Source organism: Streptomyces sp. 150FB, assembly GCF_000818195.1.
Lineage (GTDB): Bacteria > Actinomycetota > Actinomycetes > Streptomycetales > Streptomycetaceae > Streptomyces.
In genome coordinates this window covers 4,728,400-4,743,328 of sequence record NZ_JTHL01000001.1, presented here as the reverse complement: position 1 = coordinate 4,743,328, position 14,929 = coordinate 4,728,400, and the positions used below count along the sequence as shown (strand labels likewise).

Sequence of the window (14,929 nt, the reverse complement as noted above, 5' to 3'; positions counted from 1 at the left end):
GTCGTGTTCGTCGTGTTCGTTGTCGTGTTCGTCGTGTTCGTTGTCGTGTTCGTCGTCGTCGTCGCGCGGATCGGGCATGGAGGTCACCGCCGTTCTGTTCGGTTCCACACCCAGGGAACGCGGTGGGACACCGATCGGGTTGCCCCGCCAGTCACATCGGCCGCTTCATCGGCCGCGCCATCGGCCGCGTCAGCGCCCGACCCGTACCGCATGCCCGCTCAGCGGAGCTTGACCGTGAACTCGTCCTCCAGCGGCGGGTCGAGCTCCTGGTCGAGGCTGCCGGTCGCGGCGAAGCACCGTATCCGCAGGTGGTCCGGAGTGACGTCGAGCCGCAGGAAGCTCTTGAAGAACGGCGGGGTGTACGTCACCGAACTCGGCGAGAACGCCCCCGCGTAGATCTTGCGCACCGGCAGCCGCACCCGGGCTCCGCGGCGCGGCTTGGCGGCCACCCCGAGCAGCGCGGCGACCATCCTCATCCGGAGCGTCACCGGCTCGTCCGTGGCGCGGGTCGCCGGTATGCCGAGCCGCTCGGCTATCACCGCCGACGCCTCCTCGCTGGTCAGCTCGAAGAACCGCCGCAGATGCAGCCTCCGGCCGTACAGCCGGGCGTAGAACGCGAGCGAGTCGGCGCGGAGCGGGTAGCAGCGGAAGTCCCTCTCGGTGACCCCGGCCGTCGAGATGCGCGGAATGGTGTGGGTGGCGTGCATGAAGGCGCCGCCACCGCCGGAGACGACGTACTCGATGGTGCGGCCGTCCACATCGACCGGATAGTGCTGGTAGTTGTGGATGTCGCCGCCGATCGCCGCCACGTAGTTGTACGCGGGGTCCCGGACGATGTCGTCGACGGTGCCGCCGCCCTCGATGGCGCACGGGTGGTACTCGTTGTCCACGTAGATCGGCGAACCGGTCACCAGGATCTTGGGTTTGGGCCCGCGCGAGACGCACTTCAGCCACTCGCCCTGCTCCTGGTCGATGCCGCCGAGGAGGCCGGTGTCTATGCCGATGATCCGCAACGGCCCCGAGTCGACGGCCCAGTACGGCCCAGGCTGGACGTCCCGCTGCGCGGGCGAAGGGCGCAGGGCACGCGCCTCGGCCAACCGCCGCTCGTCGACGGCCTCGGGACTCCGCCACAACAGGCCGCGCCACCAGGCCGCGGAGAGCACCTTGGGCCCGGGCTCGGGCGGCAGGGCGGGGGCGTCGCAGAAGACGCGCATGAAGCCGTTGTTGCCGTCGTACCAGTCGTGGTTGCCGGGTACGGCGTAGATGGGGGCGGCGTAATCCTGGTACGGCCGGAAGAATTTGTTCCCGTACTCGTTTCCGCTGCCGACCGGATAGATCACATCGCTGGAGAGCACGGCGAACCGCGTCCCCTCACTCATCTTCAGGAACCCGGGCACCACGGCGTACTGGGAGGCGCCGCCCTCGCCGGTGTCGGCGATGAGCATGAAGGAGTACGTGTCGGGGTCGTCCCGCTCGATCAGCAGATCGGGCGAGGCCCCGCGCGCGACCTGCTCACGCACCCAGCGACTCCGCTGATGCCCCGTCGGATCACCGAACAGCGAGGCGAGCGGACCGTTCCGCGCCTTCCAGAGCGTCGCCGGATTGAGCCAGGAGATCTTCTCGACCTTCGCCGGCATCAGTCGTCGGAAGGTACCGGGCTCCTGGCTGTGCCATCCGGCGCCGGCCGCTGAATCACGTGAAGAGGGGGACATTTCCGCACCGTAGCAATCGCTGACGGGCGCCGGGAGTTGAGGTCCGGTCAGCCTTCGCGACCGACAAGCGGAACGGCCGGGCCGGGCCGCAGGGCGTCACGGCTGCGGCGTTTTCCAGAGTCGTATCCTGCCGTCGTAGGTATGCGTCGCCAGGAGCCGGCCGTCCGGGCTGAAGGACAAGTTGATCACGTTCTCCACGTTGCCGACCAGGGTGGTGCGTAGCTTGTGGTCGGCCGGGTCCCACAGCGCCACGTCCGCACCGCCGGCGATGGCGAGTGTCTTGCCGTCCGGGCTGAACGCCACGCCGTGGAGCGGGGAGTTGGGGCGACCGTCGCCGAACGAGTCTCCTTGACTGCCGTCGGCCACACCCCAGAGCCTTGCCGTGTCGTCCTCGCCGGAAGTGACCAGCGTCCGGCCGTCCGGGCTGAACGCCAAGTTCAAGACGGGTGCGGGGTGGTGGAGGGTCTCGCGTGCCTTGTGAGTGGAGACGTCCCACAACTGCGCCACGTCATCCTCTCCGGAGGCGGAGGAAGGGGAGGGGTTACCCGCGGAGGCCAGCGTCCGGCCGTCCGGACTGAACGCCACCTGCTTGGCCCCCATCTCGGGCGCCAGATCGGCGAGTTCTTTGAACTGGTCCTTGCCGCTGCGGGCATCCCAGAGCTGTATCCCGTCGTCGCCTCCGGTGGCGAGCAGTTCGCTGTCCGGACTGAACGCCACACTCCCGAAGGTATGGATGGGGTCGCTCCCGGAGATCCTGCCGACCTGTCGGCCCTCGGCCACGTCCAGTACTTCCACCTCGCCGCCGTCCGTACCGGCGGCGAGCAGTCGGCCGTCGGGGCTGAAGGCGACAGAGCGGACCGAGATCTTGGAGGAGCCGGTTTTGTCGCGCAGGGGGAGGGCGGCGCGTAGCTTGTGGCCGGCCACATCCCAGAGCTGCACACTGCCTTCGCCGCCGGCGGCGAGGGTATTGCCGTCCGGGCTGAACTCCAGCCCTGTGCCGTTGCCGGTCGCCGCGGCGAACTCGGTCAGCGTGGCGAAGGGGGCGGTCGTGGACGGCTTGTCACCGTCGCCCGACTGGTCGGGGAGAAAGAAGGCGATCAGGATGCCGACCAGGACAAGGACCCCGACCACGGTTATCAGCGCGGGGAGAGGCATGACGGGTGCGACGAGGGGGTCCGGGCTCGGGGGAGACGGCGGAGTGTCCGAGTCCGGTGGAATCACCGGATCACCGGGGGCGATGGCGCCTGCTGGTTCCCGCGTGGTCGCGGACGCCGCCGGCGCGGTGGCGGCGTCGTGAAAGCCCGCCGCAGAGCCGGCGGCCCCGGGGCTGACGACGGTCCGGTCCCTCGGCGGGGACAGCACGGTATGCCCCTCCCCGCCCGCGCTTCCCGCCGCGGCGGCCGGGTAGCAGCGCCGGATGACCTCGGCAAGGGTGGACCGTCGCTGCGGATCCTTCTCCAGGCAGCCGGCGGCGACGGTCCGCAGGGGTTCGGGGCAGCCGTCGAGGTCAGGGGCCTCTTCCAGGATGCGGTAGGTGACACCGTGGTGGCTGCCGCCGCCGAAGGCGGGCCTTCCGGTGACGGCGAAGCAGGCGACCACACCGAGGGCGAAGACGTCGACGGCTTCGGTGACGCTCTGTCCTCTGAGGTATTCGGGCGCCATGTACGCGGGCGTCCCCGTGAGCATCCCGGTGCCGGTCACCGACGTGACGTCCGCGGCCCGGGCGATGCCGAAGTCGATGACCTTGGGTCCCTCGGCGGTGAGGATGATGTTGGAGGGCTTGAGGTCACGGTGGATCACTTCGGCGGAGTGGATGGACTGGAGGGCTTCGGCCACCCGGGCCACCAGTCCCACCGCCGCCTCGGCCGACAGCGGCCCGTACTCGGCCACCGCGTCGTGCAAGGACGGCCCGGGGACGTACGCCGTGGCCAGCCAGGGCTCGTCGGCCCGCAGGTCCGCGTCGACCACCGGCACGGTGTAGAGGCCCTGGACCCGCCGGGCCGCGCCCACTTCCTGCTCGAAGCGCTTACGGAACGCCCTGTCGCTCGCGTATTCACGGTGTACGACCTTGACGGCCACCGCGCTGCCGGCGGGCGTACGCCCCAGAAAGACGCGCCCCATCCCACCCGCGCCGAGCACGGCCTCCAGCCGGTACGGACCGATCTCCGCGGGGTCAGCGGGCCCGAGCGCGCGATGCGGCGGCGGAGTTGTCGGCCACCCCGGCTGTTCCCCTCCGCCGGGCGGAACCGTGGACGGACCAAAGCCCGGTTGGGACATGCCGACTGTCACCCCTCGCTGGTCTGCCGCCCACGCCACCGTGATCCGGCATGACCCGGCCACCCCGTCCAGCACGACGACGGTCCGAGCGAGCAACAGAGTAAACGAACGCGCCGCGCCCGAACAGACTTCCCCGTCGGACGAGACGCGCGGGACGTACGGCGAACCCCCGGTCCTCGGAAGGGCCGGGGGTTCACCGTACGTCCTGCGTTATGCGTTATGCGTCCCGCGTCACTACGTGCCAGTCAGCCCTTGTCCTTCGTCTTCTCGGCGACCGGCTTGCGCAGCGCGATGTTCAGTTCGCGCAGCCGCGACTCGTCCAGCTCCGTCGGCGCGCCCATCATCAGGTCCTGCGCGTTGCCGTTGAGCGGGAAGGAGATCGTCTCGCGGATGTTCGGCTCGTCCGCCAGCAGCATCACGATGCGATCGACGCCAGGGGCGATGCCGCCGTGCGGCGGGGCGCCGAGGCGGAAGGCGCGGAGCATGCCCGCGAACTCGTGCTCCACGGTCTCGCTGTCGTAGCCCGCGATCTCGAACGCCTTGATCATGACGTCGGGCTCGTGGTTACGGATGGCGCCCGAGGACAGCTCGATGCCGTTGCAGACGATGTCGTACTGCCACGCCAGGATGTCCAGCGGGTCCTTCGTCTCCAGGTCGTCCATGCCGCCCTGGGGCATCGAGAACGGGTTGTGCGAGAAGTCGATCTTGCCGGTCTCCTCGTCCTTCTCGTACATCGGGAAGTCGACGACCCAGCAGAACCGGAACACGCCCTCCTCGAAGAGGCCCGCGCGCTTGGCGGCCTCGACGCGGACCGCGCTCATGATCTTCGAGACCTCGCCGAACTCACCGGCGCCGAAGAAGACCGCGTGGCCCGGGGCCAGACCGAGGCGGCCGGTCAGGTCCTTGACGTTCGCCTCGGTGAGGAACTTGGCGATCGGGCCGCTCAGCGCGCCGTCCTCGCCGACCCGGACCCAGGCGAGGCCCTTCGCGCCCTGCTCGACCGCGTACGCACCGAGGCCGTCGAAGAACTTACGGGACTGGCCCGCCGTGTCCGGCACCGGCAGGGCGCGGACGTGCTTCCCGGCGAACGCCTTGAACTCGGAGCCCTCGAAGACGTCCGAGATGTCGACCAGCTCCAGCTTGGCGCGCAGGTCGGGCTTGTCGTTGCCGTACTTCAGCATCGACTCGCGGAACGGGATCCGCGGGAAGGGCGACGTGACCTCGCGGCCGTTGCCGAACTCGGTGAAGAGGTCGGTCATCAGCTTCTCGATCGGGCGGAAGACATCCTCCTGCTCGACGAAGCTCATCTCCACGTCGAGCTGGTAGAACTCGCCCGGCGAGCGGTCGGCGCGGGCGTCCTCGTCGCGGAAGCACGGCGCGATCTGGAAGTAGCGGTCGAAGCCGGAGATCATCAGGAGCTGCTTGAACTGCTGCGGGGCCTGCGGCAGCGCGTAGAACTTGCCGGGGTTCAGCCGGGAGGGGACCACGAAGTCACGGGCGCCCTCGGGGGAGGTCGCCGTCAGGATCGGGGTGGCCATCTCGTTGAAGCCGAGCGCCGTCATCTTGTGCCGGATGGCGGAGATGACCGCCGTGCGCAGCATGATGTTGCGGTGCATGCGCTCGCGGCGCAGGTCGAGGAAGCGGTATTCGAGGCGGCGCTCCTCGTTGACCCCGTCCTCGGTGTTGATCGTGAACGGCAGCGGGCCCGCCGCGCCGAGGATCTCCACCTCGGAGACCTCGATCTCGATCTCGCCGGTCGGCAGCTCGGGGTTCACGTTCTCGGCGCCGCGCGCGGAGACGACGCCGTCGATCCGGACGACGGTCTCCTTGGTGAGCTTGGACAGCTCCTCGTTCGCCGCGGTGCCGGGGCGGGCGACAAGCTGGACCAGACCGTAGTGGTCACGCAGATCGATGAAGAGGATGCCGCCCAGGTCTCGACGATTGTGCAGCCAGCCGCTCAGCCGGACGTCGGTGCCGACGTCGGAGGCGCGGAGCTCGCCGCAGGTGTGGGACCTGTACCGATGCATCTTCATTCATCCAGTTCTTAGCGATTCAGGGGTCTGTCGACCGGCACAAGGCTACCGCCCGCCCCGGCGCCCTCCCCCGGCCCGTTCACGGGGCCACCGACGGATCCGATCCGGGGTCCGATCCGCGATCGGATGCGGGAACTGATGCGGGATCTGACGCGGGATCCAAACTCGGTCCGGCTCTCGGTGGCGTTCGGCGGTCATACGTTCATAAAGTGGGTCAATGCGCACCGAGGAGGTCCTGGCCGCCATCGCGACCGGTCTGTGGCGCTGGGACAGCGTGTCGAGGGACATCGACCTCGACGCCGAGGCAGCCCGGCTGCTCGGCCTGCCCGCAGAACCCGTGGTCCTGCGCCCGGCCGAGGCGCGCGCACGCTTCCACCCGGTCGACTGGAACGAGATCGACGGCATCGTGAACCTCGCCGTCGCCGAGTCCACCCTCGCCGAGGCCCGGCTGCGGATCGTGGACGACGACGGCCAGGTGCTGCGTACCGTACGGGCCAGGGCCAAGCCCAACATCATGGCCCCGGGCCAGGGCGGTGGCATGCCCGGCGGTGGCACCGAGGACGCGTGGGAGCTGTACGGGACACTCCAGGAGGTCGCCGAGCCCCAGCCGGGCACGATCGTCGAGGGCACGCCCATCACCGGTGACTGGCGCCGCTCCCGCGAGGCGTTCCTGCTGGACGCCGGCCGGGCGCTGGCCGAGGCGCGGTCGACCGCCGAGGTGCTGCGGGTGACGACGACCCTGTCCATGCCCGGCTTCTCCCCGGACGGGCTCGCCGTGTTCAGCACGTCCGGGGAGAAGCTGAAGGTCATAGGGATCCAGGGCCGCACGGCGTCCGACGTGGACGCCTTCTCGACGCTGCGCGTCGACTCCGACTTCCCCGCGTCCGAGGTCATCAGGACGGGGCGGGCCATCTACCTGCCGACGGCGGAGTCGTACGCGAGCCGCTACCCCGGCTACTGGCCGCTGGTGGAGCGCTTCGAGCGCAACTCCTGGGCGTTCCTGCCACTGATCGTCGCCGGCCACACCATGGGCACCTGGATGGCGGCGTTCAAGAACCGCGTCGCCTTCTCCCCCGACGAACGCTCCGTGCTGACCACCGTGGCCCGCATGCTGGCGCAGGCGCTCGCCCGCGCCGAGGTCACCGAGTCCGAGCGCGAGCTGTCGCTCGGGCTCCAGCGCTCGATGATGCCGTCGCTGGGGCCCAAGATCCCGGGGATGACGATGGCCGCGCGGTACGTACCGACCGGCGGCGGACTCCAGATCGGCGGCGACTGGTACGACATGATCCCGCTGCCGGGCCCTGGCCCCGCGGGAGAGCGGCCGGGGAACGGCGGGCGCGTGGCGCGCGGCGGGCGGTTCGCGCTGGTCATCGGGGATGTGCAGGGGCACGACGTACGGGCGGCGGGCCTGATGGGACAGCTCCGCATCGCGCTGCGCGCGTACGCCTCCGAGGGGCACAGGCCCGACGCCGTACTCTCCCGGGCCTCGCGCTTCCTCGCCGGGCTCCAGCACTACCCGGGCCGCGACGGCGGAGCGGTGGGCCCGGAGGGGGACCTCCTGGGCGGGGACTCCGGCGACGAGGAGGCCGGGCGCGACCACGACGACATGGGATCCGAGAACTACAACCTCACAGGACCGCGCTTCGCGACCTGCCTCTACCTGGAGGTCGACCCGAGCACCGGCACCATCGACATCGCGCGCGCCGGACACCCGGACCCGGTGCTCCGCACGGCCGACAGCACGGCCCTCATCCGGCAGACCGCCGGTGGCCTGCCGCTCGGCATCGAGACCGACTCCGACTATCCGACGACGCGGCTCGTCCTCCAGCCGGGCGAGACCCTGATGATGTGCACGGACGGCCTGATCGAGACCGGCGGGCACGATCTCCTGACGGGCTGGACGCGGCTGCGGCCCGTCATGGAGGAGGACGGCGGCGAGTCCCTGGAGAAGCTGGCCGACAGCCTGATCGCCACCGTGCACGGCCCCACCGCCTATTACACGGCAGGGCCGCTCGCCGACCGGCGCGAGGACGACATCGCGCTCCTGCTGCTCTCCCGCGACGGCGCGAGCGCCCGGCACAGCCGCAGGACCCCGCGCCGTACGACCCTGACCGTCGCGCAGGCCGAGCCCGAGCGGATCGCCGGGGTCCGGCAGGAGCTGCGCGCCATGCTGCACGACTGGGCGGACGAGGAGCAGGTCGACTCGGCCGTCCTGATGGCCTCCGAGATGGTCACCAACGTCCTCGTCCACACGGACGGCGACGCGGTGCTGGTCGCGGAGGCGGCGGGTGAGCGCGGTGACCGGCGGCTGCGGGTCGAGGTCGCCGACAGGAACGACGAGCTGCCGCACCGCCGCCGCCCCGGCGAGCTGGCGTCGAGCGGGCGCGGCCTGGTGCTGATGGAGATGCTGGCGGACGCGTGGGGAGTCGATCCGCAGGGCGAGGGCAAGTGCATCTGGTTCGAGCTCTACGAGTACGGGGGCCCTGCCGCGGCCCCCGCGTGAGGGAACGGTTCCGGCACGACGGCGGTCGGGCTCCGGCCGTACCGCTCGGGCGCTGACCGCTTGGCTGCTGAGCGCTGGATCACCTGGCGCGGATGCCCGGTCGTTCGGGGAAGAAACGTGAAACCTGTCTGAGTACGACTGTCACGGACATGATTCGCCCAATTCTGGACAGCTTCCCCCAGGACTCCACCGGAAAGGCACATCGATGACCTCAGCGATCGAGATCCCCGCCACCGCCGGCAGTCCGGACCTCAGGACCAGACGCTTCCTGCGGCGGCTGACCGTGGCCACCGGCGGCGGGATGTTCATCGACGGCTTCGTCTTCGCCTCGGTGGCCGCAGCGCTCGCCGGCAGCGCGATGTCCCGCGACATCGGTGTGACGTCGACGTGGAGTTCGCTGATCTCGTCGTCGACCCTGATCGGTACGTTCTTCGGCGGCCTGTTCCTGGGATATGTGACCGACCGGCTCGGCCGCCGGCCGATGTTCACCATCGACCTCTCGGTCTTCCTCGCCTGCGCCGTGCTGATGCTCTTCGTCAGCGCCCCCTGGGAAGTCCTCGTCCTCGGCCTGGTGATGGGCCTGGCCGTCGGCGCCGACTACTCGATCGGCTCCCCGCTGCTCGCCGAGTTCGCGCCCAGCGCGCGGCGCGGCCACTATCTGGGCATCCTCGAAATCCTGTGGAACGTCGGCTATGTCGTCGCGTACCTCGTCGGCTACATCATCAACACCCAGTGGCCGAACGCCTGGCACATCACCCTCGCGGCGAGCGCCGTACCCGCCGTGATCTGTCTGTTCGTACGGCACGGCCTGCCCGAGTCGCCCCGCTGGCTGATCTCCAAGGGCCGGCGCGACGAGGCTGTCGCGGTCATCGAGCAGGACCTCGGCGTCTCGCTCGACAGCGAGGACTTCCACGCCGAGCAGCCCGAACAGACCCGCTACCGGGACCTGTTCTCGGCCGACTACATCCGGCGCACCGTGTTCGTCTGCACGTTCTGGATCTGCATCGTGCTGCCGTACTTCGCGCTGACCTTCTTCCAGCCCACGGTGCTGACCGCGATCGGCCTGGGCAGCAACGCGCTGGCGGGCGCGCTGCTCGGCACCGTGATCGCCCTGCTCGGCGCCGCCACCGGATGGTTCCTGGTGGACCGCGTCGGCCGCCGCACGATCCTGATCTGGCCGATGTTCGGCTGCGCGATCGCGCTGTTCCTGGTGAGCCTCGGGCATCTGCTGCCGATCTGGCTCGGCACGGTCTGCTTCTTCGGCTACCTCTACATCTACGGGATCATGAGCATCCTGCCCGGCGTCTATCCGGAAGAGGTCTTCCCGACGTCGATCCGCACCTCGGGCGTGGGCCTGGCCTCGGCGGCGAGCAGGATCGGCGCCGCCATCGGCACGTTCCTGCTGCCGCTCTCGCTGAGCCACCTCGGGCTGAGCTGGTCGATGATCTTCATGGGTGTCGTCTCGCTGATCGGCGGGATCACGGCTCTCATGTGGGCGCCGGAGACCAACCAGTTGAATCTGACGGACACGGGCCACCGGGACGCGGACCGGGGAAGCTGGTGGTCCACGGGCACGGCCGCGCCGGAGCCGGTGCCGGCACCGGCCGGCAAGTAAACGGCGCGCGCATGGGCGGCGCGCACAAGAACGGCGCGCGGAGAGGGTTCGCCCTCCGTGGCGAGGACAGCCGGAGGGATGTGACGGCGATAACATCTGCCCGTCACACCCCTACCCATATGTCCCTGATGCGGCTTTCGGTGACCCGATGCACCAGGCCGGGGGATCGAGGCCGCCGAGGCGGAATCGAAGGAGACCGACCACATGAAGATCGGAATCGGAATTCCGAACCAGGTGCGCGAGCTCTCGCCCGCCATCATCCCCGCCTGGGCGGCACGCGCCGAAGAAGCCGGATTCTCGTCGCTCGGGACCGTCGGACGCATCGCCTATCCAGGGGTGATGGACACGGTCGCGCTCGCCGCGGCGGCGGGCGCCACCAGCAGGATCCAGTTGTTCAGCAACATCCTGATCGGCGTCGTGTGGCCTCCGGTCCTGCTGGCGAAAGAGGTGGCGGGGATCGACGGGGTCTCCGGCGGGCGCCTCACGCTCGGCCTCGGCCTCGGGGGGCGTTCCGACGACTTCGTGGCCGAGGGCGCCGGGCCGCGCGGTCTCGGCCGGCGGTTCGACCACGACCTTCAGGTCTACCGCGACGTCTGGCGCGGACAGCCGATCGGCGGCGGCACGAACCCCGCCGTCCCGAGCGGCACACGCGAAGTGCCCATGGTGTTCGGCGGCTTCGCACCCGCCGCCTTCGCCCGTATGGCGCGCTGGGGCGAGGGGTACGTAGCGGCCTCGGTTCCCGTGTCCATGGCCGCCGGGACCTTCGACACGGCCAGGGCCGCCTGGAAGGAGGCGGGCCGTGAGGGTTCGCCACGGCTCGTCGCCATCGCCTACTTCGCGCTCGGCGACATCGACAAGGGGCGCGGGAACGTCCACGACTACTACCTCGCGAGCGGCGAGGAGGTGGCCGACGGCACGGCCGCTGGGGTCCACGGCGGCGCCGAAGCGGTGAAGGAAGCCGTACGGGCGTTCGCCGACATCGGCGCAGACGAACTGATCCTCAACCCGACGCTCGCGGACATCGACGAGGTCGCCCGCCTCGCCGACGTCGTTCTCTGACGTACGGACCGGATACGCCACCGCCCCGCGGCCCGGGAGTTGTTCCGGGAAGCGGGGCGGTGGTGCCCGCCGGGAGTGTCCGGCGGGGCGTCCGTCACGTGTGAGGGACGGGGATGGTGCCCAGGCGGCCCTTCTGGAAGTCGTCGAACGCCTGCTTCAACTCGGCCTGACTGTTCATCACGAACGGCCCGTAGTGCGCCATCGGCTCCCGTATCGGACGACCGCCCAGCAGGACGATCTCCAGGTCAGGGGTGTTCGCGTCCTGCGTCTCGTCCGCGCGGACCGTGAGGGAGCCGCCGTCGCCGAAGACGGCGGTCTGACCCATACGGATCGGACGCCGCTCCGTACCGACAGCGCCGCGCCCCGCCAGGACGTACGCGAGACCGTTGAAGTCCTCGCGCCAGGGCAGCGTGACCTCGGCGCCGGGGCGCACGGTCGCGTGGATCATCGTGATCGGCGTGTGCGTTATGCCGGGACCCTTGTGCCCGTCCAGCTCACCGGCGATGACCCGCAGCAGTGAGCCGCCGTCGGGGGACGTCAGGAGCTGGACCTGCCCGCCACGGATGTCCTGGTACCTGGGGTCCATCATCTTGTCGCTCGCCGGGAGGTTCACCCAGAGCTGGAGGCCGTGGAAGAGACCGCCGGACATCACCAGCGACTCCGGCGGCGCCTCGATGTGCAGCAGGCCGGAGCCCGCCGTCATCCACTGCGTGTCGCCGTTGCGGATGGTGCCGCCGCCACCGTTGCTGTCCTGGTGGATGAAGGTGCCGTCGATCAGGTAGGTCACGGTCTCGAAGCCGCGGTGCGGATGCCAGGGCGTGCCCTTGGCCTCGCCGGCCGCGTACTCCACCTCACCCATCTGGTCCATCATGATGAACGGGTCGAGGTACCGGTAGTTGATCCCGGCGAACGCGCGCCGCACCGGGAAGCCCTCACCCTCGAATCCGCCGGGCGCGGTCTCGACGGCGAGTACGGGACGGGCCACGGCCTCGGCCGGTGCCGTCACCCTGGGCAGGGTCAGCGGATTTTCGACGGTCACAGCAGGCATGGGGCCCTCCTCGGGAGTGTTCGGGGCTTAATTTAGTTGAACGGTGAACATCTGGCAAGGCGGCGTTCATTCCCGGGGGGCGGTACGCGGGTCGGGAGGGGCGGGCGGCGCAACGCGAAGACCCGTACCGGTCATCCGGTACGGGTCAGTGGGCCGATGGTCGAGGAGCGGTCAGAAGTGGTCAGAAGAAGAAAGAGGGCAGCTCAGCGGTACAGCAGCTCAGCGGTACACCAGCTCAGCCGTACATACGCCGCATCGCGAACTCCACCATCTGCTCGACCGCCTTCGCGTCGAACACCATCCGGTGGTCGCCCTCCATGTCGAGCACGAAGCCGTACCCCGTCGGCAGCAGGTCGATCACCTCGGAGCCGGTGATCACGAAGTACTTCGACTCCTTGCCCGCGTACCTGCGCAGCTCCTTCAGCGTGCTGAACATCGGGATGACCGGCTGCTGCGTGTTGTGCAGCGCCAGGAACCCGGGGTTGTCACCGCGCGGGCAGTACACCTTCGACGTCGAGAAGATCTGCTGGAAGTCCTCGGCCGACAACGACCCCGTCGTGAAGGCCCTGACGGCGTCGCCGAGGGAGGGCGGCGACGGCTCCGGGTACAGCGGCTGCTCGCCGTAACCTCCGGCCCCACCCATCGGCTGCTGCGGCTGCTGGGGCGGGGCAGCGTACTGCTGCTGGGCGCCCGGAGTCTGGTCGTAGCCGTACATGACCGCAAGAGTACTGAGGAATACGGGCCGAGGGAGCCTCGTCACAGATCGACTGCCGGGGTTGCGTCTTATTACCGACGGGTAGCATCATCTTGTGTAGACAGCTACTCCTATCGAGCCTTACGGAGCCTTCGCCATGGGGCACTACAAGTCGAACCTCCGCGACATCGAGTTCAACCTCTTCGAGGTCCTCGGGCGCGACAAGCTCTACGGCACGGGCCCGTTCGCCGAGATGGACGTGGAGACCGCGAGATCCGTCCTGAGCGAGGTCGTCCGCCTCGCGGAGAACGACATCGCGGACTCCTTCGCCTCCTCCGACCGCACCCCGCCGGTCTTCGACCCCGAGACCGGCACCGCACCCCTCCCCGCGGCCTTCAAGAAGAGCTACCAGGCCTTCATGGACTCGGAGTACTGGCGGCTCGGCCTCCCCGAGGAGATCGGCGGCACGAACTCGCCCCGCTCCCTGATCTGGGCGTACGCCGAACTGATCCTCGGCGCGAACCCCGCCGTGTGGATGTACGGCTCGGGCCCGGCCTTCGCCGGAGTCCTGTACGACGAGGGCAACGCGGCGCAGAAGAAGATCGCCGCGATCGCCGTCGAGCGGCAGTGGTCCTCGACCATGGTCCTCACCGAGCCCGACGCGGGATCGGACGTCGGCGCCGGCCGCACGAAGGCCGTCGAGCAGGAGGACGGAAGCTGGCACGTCGAGGGCGTGAAGCGCTTCATCACGTCCGGCGAGCACGACCTGTCGGAGAACATCCTTCACTACGTCCTCGCCCGCCCCGAGGGCGCGGGGCCCGGCACCAAGGGCCTGTCCCTCTTCCTCGTACCGCAGTACGAGTTCGACCCGGAGACGGGCGAACTCGGCGAGCACAACGGCGTCTACGCGACGAACGTCGAGCACAAGATGGGCCTCAAGGTCTCCAACACCTGCGAGATGACCTTCGGCGACCGGCACCCCGCCAAGGGCTGGCTGATCGGCGACAAGCACGACGGCATCCGGCAGATGTTCCGTGTCATCGAGTTCGCCCGGATGATGGTCGGCACCAAGGCCATCGCCACCCTCTCCACCGGCTACCTGAACGCGCTGGAGTACGCCAAGGAGCGCGTGCAGGGCCCGGATCTCGCGCAGTTCATGGACAAGACGGCGCCCAAGGTCACCATCACGCACCACCCCGACGTGCGCCGGTCGCTGATGACGCAGAAGGCGTACGCGGAGGGCATGCGCTCCCTCGTCATGTACACCGCGTCGATCCAGGACGAGATCGCCGTCAAGGACGCCGAACACGAGGACGTCACGGCGCTGGTCGGCCTCAACGACCTGCTGCTGCCGATCGTCAAGGGCTACGGCTCCGAGCGGTCGTACGAACAGCTCGCGCAGTCCCTCCAGACCTTCGGCGGCTCCGGCTACCTCCAGGAATACCCGGTCGAGCAGTACATCAGGGACGCCAAGATCGACACCCTCTACGAGGGCACCACGGCCATCCAGGGCCAGGACTTCTTCTTCCGGAAGATCGTCCGCGACCAGGGCGCTTCGCTGAACGCGCTGGCCGAGGAGATCAAGCAGTTCCTCGCCGTCGGCACCGGCGGCCCGGAGCTGGCCCCGGCCCGCGACGCGCTCGCCAAGGCCGCCGGGGACCTGGAGGCGATCGTCGGCCAGATGCTGACCGACCTCACCGCCACCGGCGACGACGTCAAGAACATCTACAAGGTCGGCCTCAACACCACGCGCCTGCTGATGGCGTCCGGCGATGTGGTCGTCGGCTACCTGCTGCTGCGCGGCGCCGCCGTGGCCGCCGAGAAGCTGGAGACGGCGAGCACGAAGGACGTCGCCTTCTACCGGGGCAAGATCGCGGCGGCGAGGTTCTTCGCCGCGAACGTGCTGCCCGGCGTGGGTGTCGAGCGCACGCTCGCCGAGTCCGTCGAGACGTCGCTGATGGACCTGGACGAGGCGTCCTTCTGAGCGG

9 protein-coding genes are annotated in these 14,929 nt (G+C 69.5%); 4 read left to right on the top strand and 5 right to left on the bottom strand.

What is annotated here, in order from left to right; genetic code table 11:
* Positions 1-218: 218 nt before the first annotated feature.
* From QR77_RS20305 to aspS, 3 genes are all read right to left on the bottom strand, one after another.
* On the bottom strand, positions 219-1,712 hold the full coding sequence (locus QR77_RS20305; protein ID WP_040023456.1) for a metallophosphoesterase: 1,494 nt from the start codon (positions 1,710-1,712) through the stop codon (positions 219-221).
* 96 nt (positions 1,713-1,808) lie between these two features.
* On the bottom strand, positions 1,809-3,989 hold the full coding sequence (locus QR77_RS20300; RefSeq protein WP_040023455.1) for a serine/threonine-protein kinase: 2,181 nt from the start codon (positions 3,987-3,989) through the stop codon (positions 1,809-1,811).
* Positions 3,990-4,234: 245 nt separating this feature from the next.
* Entirely contained in the window at positions 4,235-6,016 is a 1,782-nt protein-coding gene (aspS, locus tag QR77_RS20295) for an aspartate--tRNA ligase (protein WP_040028319.1), read from the bottom strand.
* 223 nt (positions 6,017-6,239) lie between these two features.
* Here aspS and QR77_RS20290 point away from each other — a divergent pair, with 223 nt between their 5' ends.
* From QR77_RS20290 to QR77_RS20280, 3 genes are all read left to right on the top strand, one after another.
* Complete coding sequence (locus tag QR77_RS20290; RefSeq protein WP_040023454.1) at positions 6,240-8,525, top strand: SpoIIE family protein phosphatase; 2,286 nt, start codon at positions 6,240-6,242, stop codon at positions 8,523-8,525.
* A 205-nt stretch (positions 8,526-8,730) separates the two neighbouring features.
* Positions 8,731-10,140 (top strand): MFS transporter, encoded by a 1,410-nt coding sequence (locus QR77_RS20285; RefSeq protein WP_052488916.1) that lies wholly within the window; start codon positions 8,731-8,733, stop codon positions 10,138-10,140.
* A 204-nt stretch (positions 10,141-10,344) separates the two neighbouring features.
* Complete coding sequence (locus tag QR77_RS20280) at positions 10,345-11,199, top strand: LLM class flavin-dependent oxidoreductase (protein WP_040023453.1); 855 nt, start codon at positions 10,345-10,347, stop codon at positions 11,197-11,199.
* Between the two features lie 94 nt (positions 11,200-11,293).
* Here QR77_RS20280 and QR77_RS20275 read toward each other — a convergent pair whose 3' ends face one another.
* Both QR77_RS20275 and QR77_RS20270 read right to left on the bottom strand, forming a co-directional pair.
* Positions 11,294-12,247 carry a pirin family protein gene (locus QR77_RS20275; RefSeq protein WP_040023451.1) on the bottom strand — a complete coding sequence of 318 codons (954 nt, stop codon included), beginning with the start codon at positions 12,245-12,247 and terminating at the stop codon, positions 11,294-11,296.
* Between the two features lie 235 nt (positions 12,248-12,482).
* Positions 12,483-12,962 carry an SseB family protein gene (locus QR77_RS20270; RefSeq protein WP_040023450.1) on the bottom strand — a complete coding sequence of 160 codons (480 nt, stop codon included), beginning with the start codon at positions 12,960-12,962 and terminating at the stop codon, positions 12,483-12,485.
* A 136-nt stretch (positions 12,963-13,098) separates the two neighbouring features.
* Here QR77_RS20270 and QR77_RS20265 point away from each other — a divergent pair, with 136 nt between their 5' ends.
* Positions 13,099-14,925: an acyl-CoA dehydrogenase gene (locus QR77_RS20265; RefSeq protein WP_040023449.1), complete on the top strand. Its 1,827-nt coding sequence runs from the start codon at positions 13,099-13,101 to the stop codon at positions 14,923-14,925.
* Positions 14,926-14,929 lie beyond the last annotated feature (4 nt).

Bases quoted from the DNA above. Each gene is read 5' to 3' on its own strand.
- QR77_RS20305 (WP_040023456.1), bottom strand. From the start codon at position 1,712: ATGTCCCCCTCTTCACGTGATTCAGCGGCCGGCGCCGGATGGCACAGC.
- QR77_RS20300 (WP_040023455.1), bottom strand. From the start codon at position 3,989: ATGTCCCAACCGGGCTTTGGTCCGTCCACGGTTCCGCCCGGCGGAGGG.
- aspS (WP_040028319.1), bottom strand. From the start codon at position 6,016: ATGCATCGGTACAGGTCCCACACCTGCGGCGAGCTCCGCGCCTCCGAC.
- QR77_RS20290 (WP_040023454.1), top strand. From the start codon at position 6,240: ATGCGCACCGAGGAGGTCCTGGCCGCCATCGCGACCGGTCTGTGGCGC.
- QR77_RS20285 (WP_052488916.1), top strand. From the start codon at position 8,731: ATGACCTCAGCGATCGAGATCCCCGCCACCGCCGGCAGTCCGGACCTC.
- QR77_RS20280 (WP_040023453.1), top strand. From the start codon at position 10,345: ATGAAGATCGGAATCGGAATTCCGAACCAGGTGCGCGAGCTCTCGCCC.
- QR77_RS20275 (WP_040023451.1), bottom strand. From the start codon at position 12,247: ATGCCTGCTGTGACCGTCGAAAATCCGCTGACCCTGCCCAGGGTGACG.
- QR77_RS20270 (WP_040023450.1), bottom strand. From the start codon at position 12,962: ATGTACGGCTACGACCAGACTCCGGGCGCCCAGCAGCAGTACGCTGCC.
- QR77_RS20265 (WP_040023449.1), top strand. From the start codon at position 13,099: ATGGGGCACTACAAGTCGAACCTCCGCGACATCGAGTTCAACCTCTTC.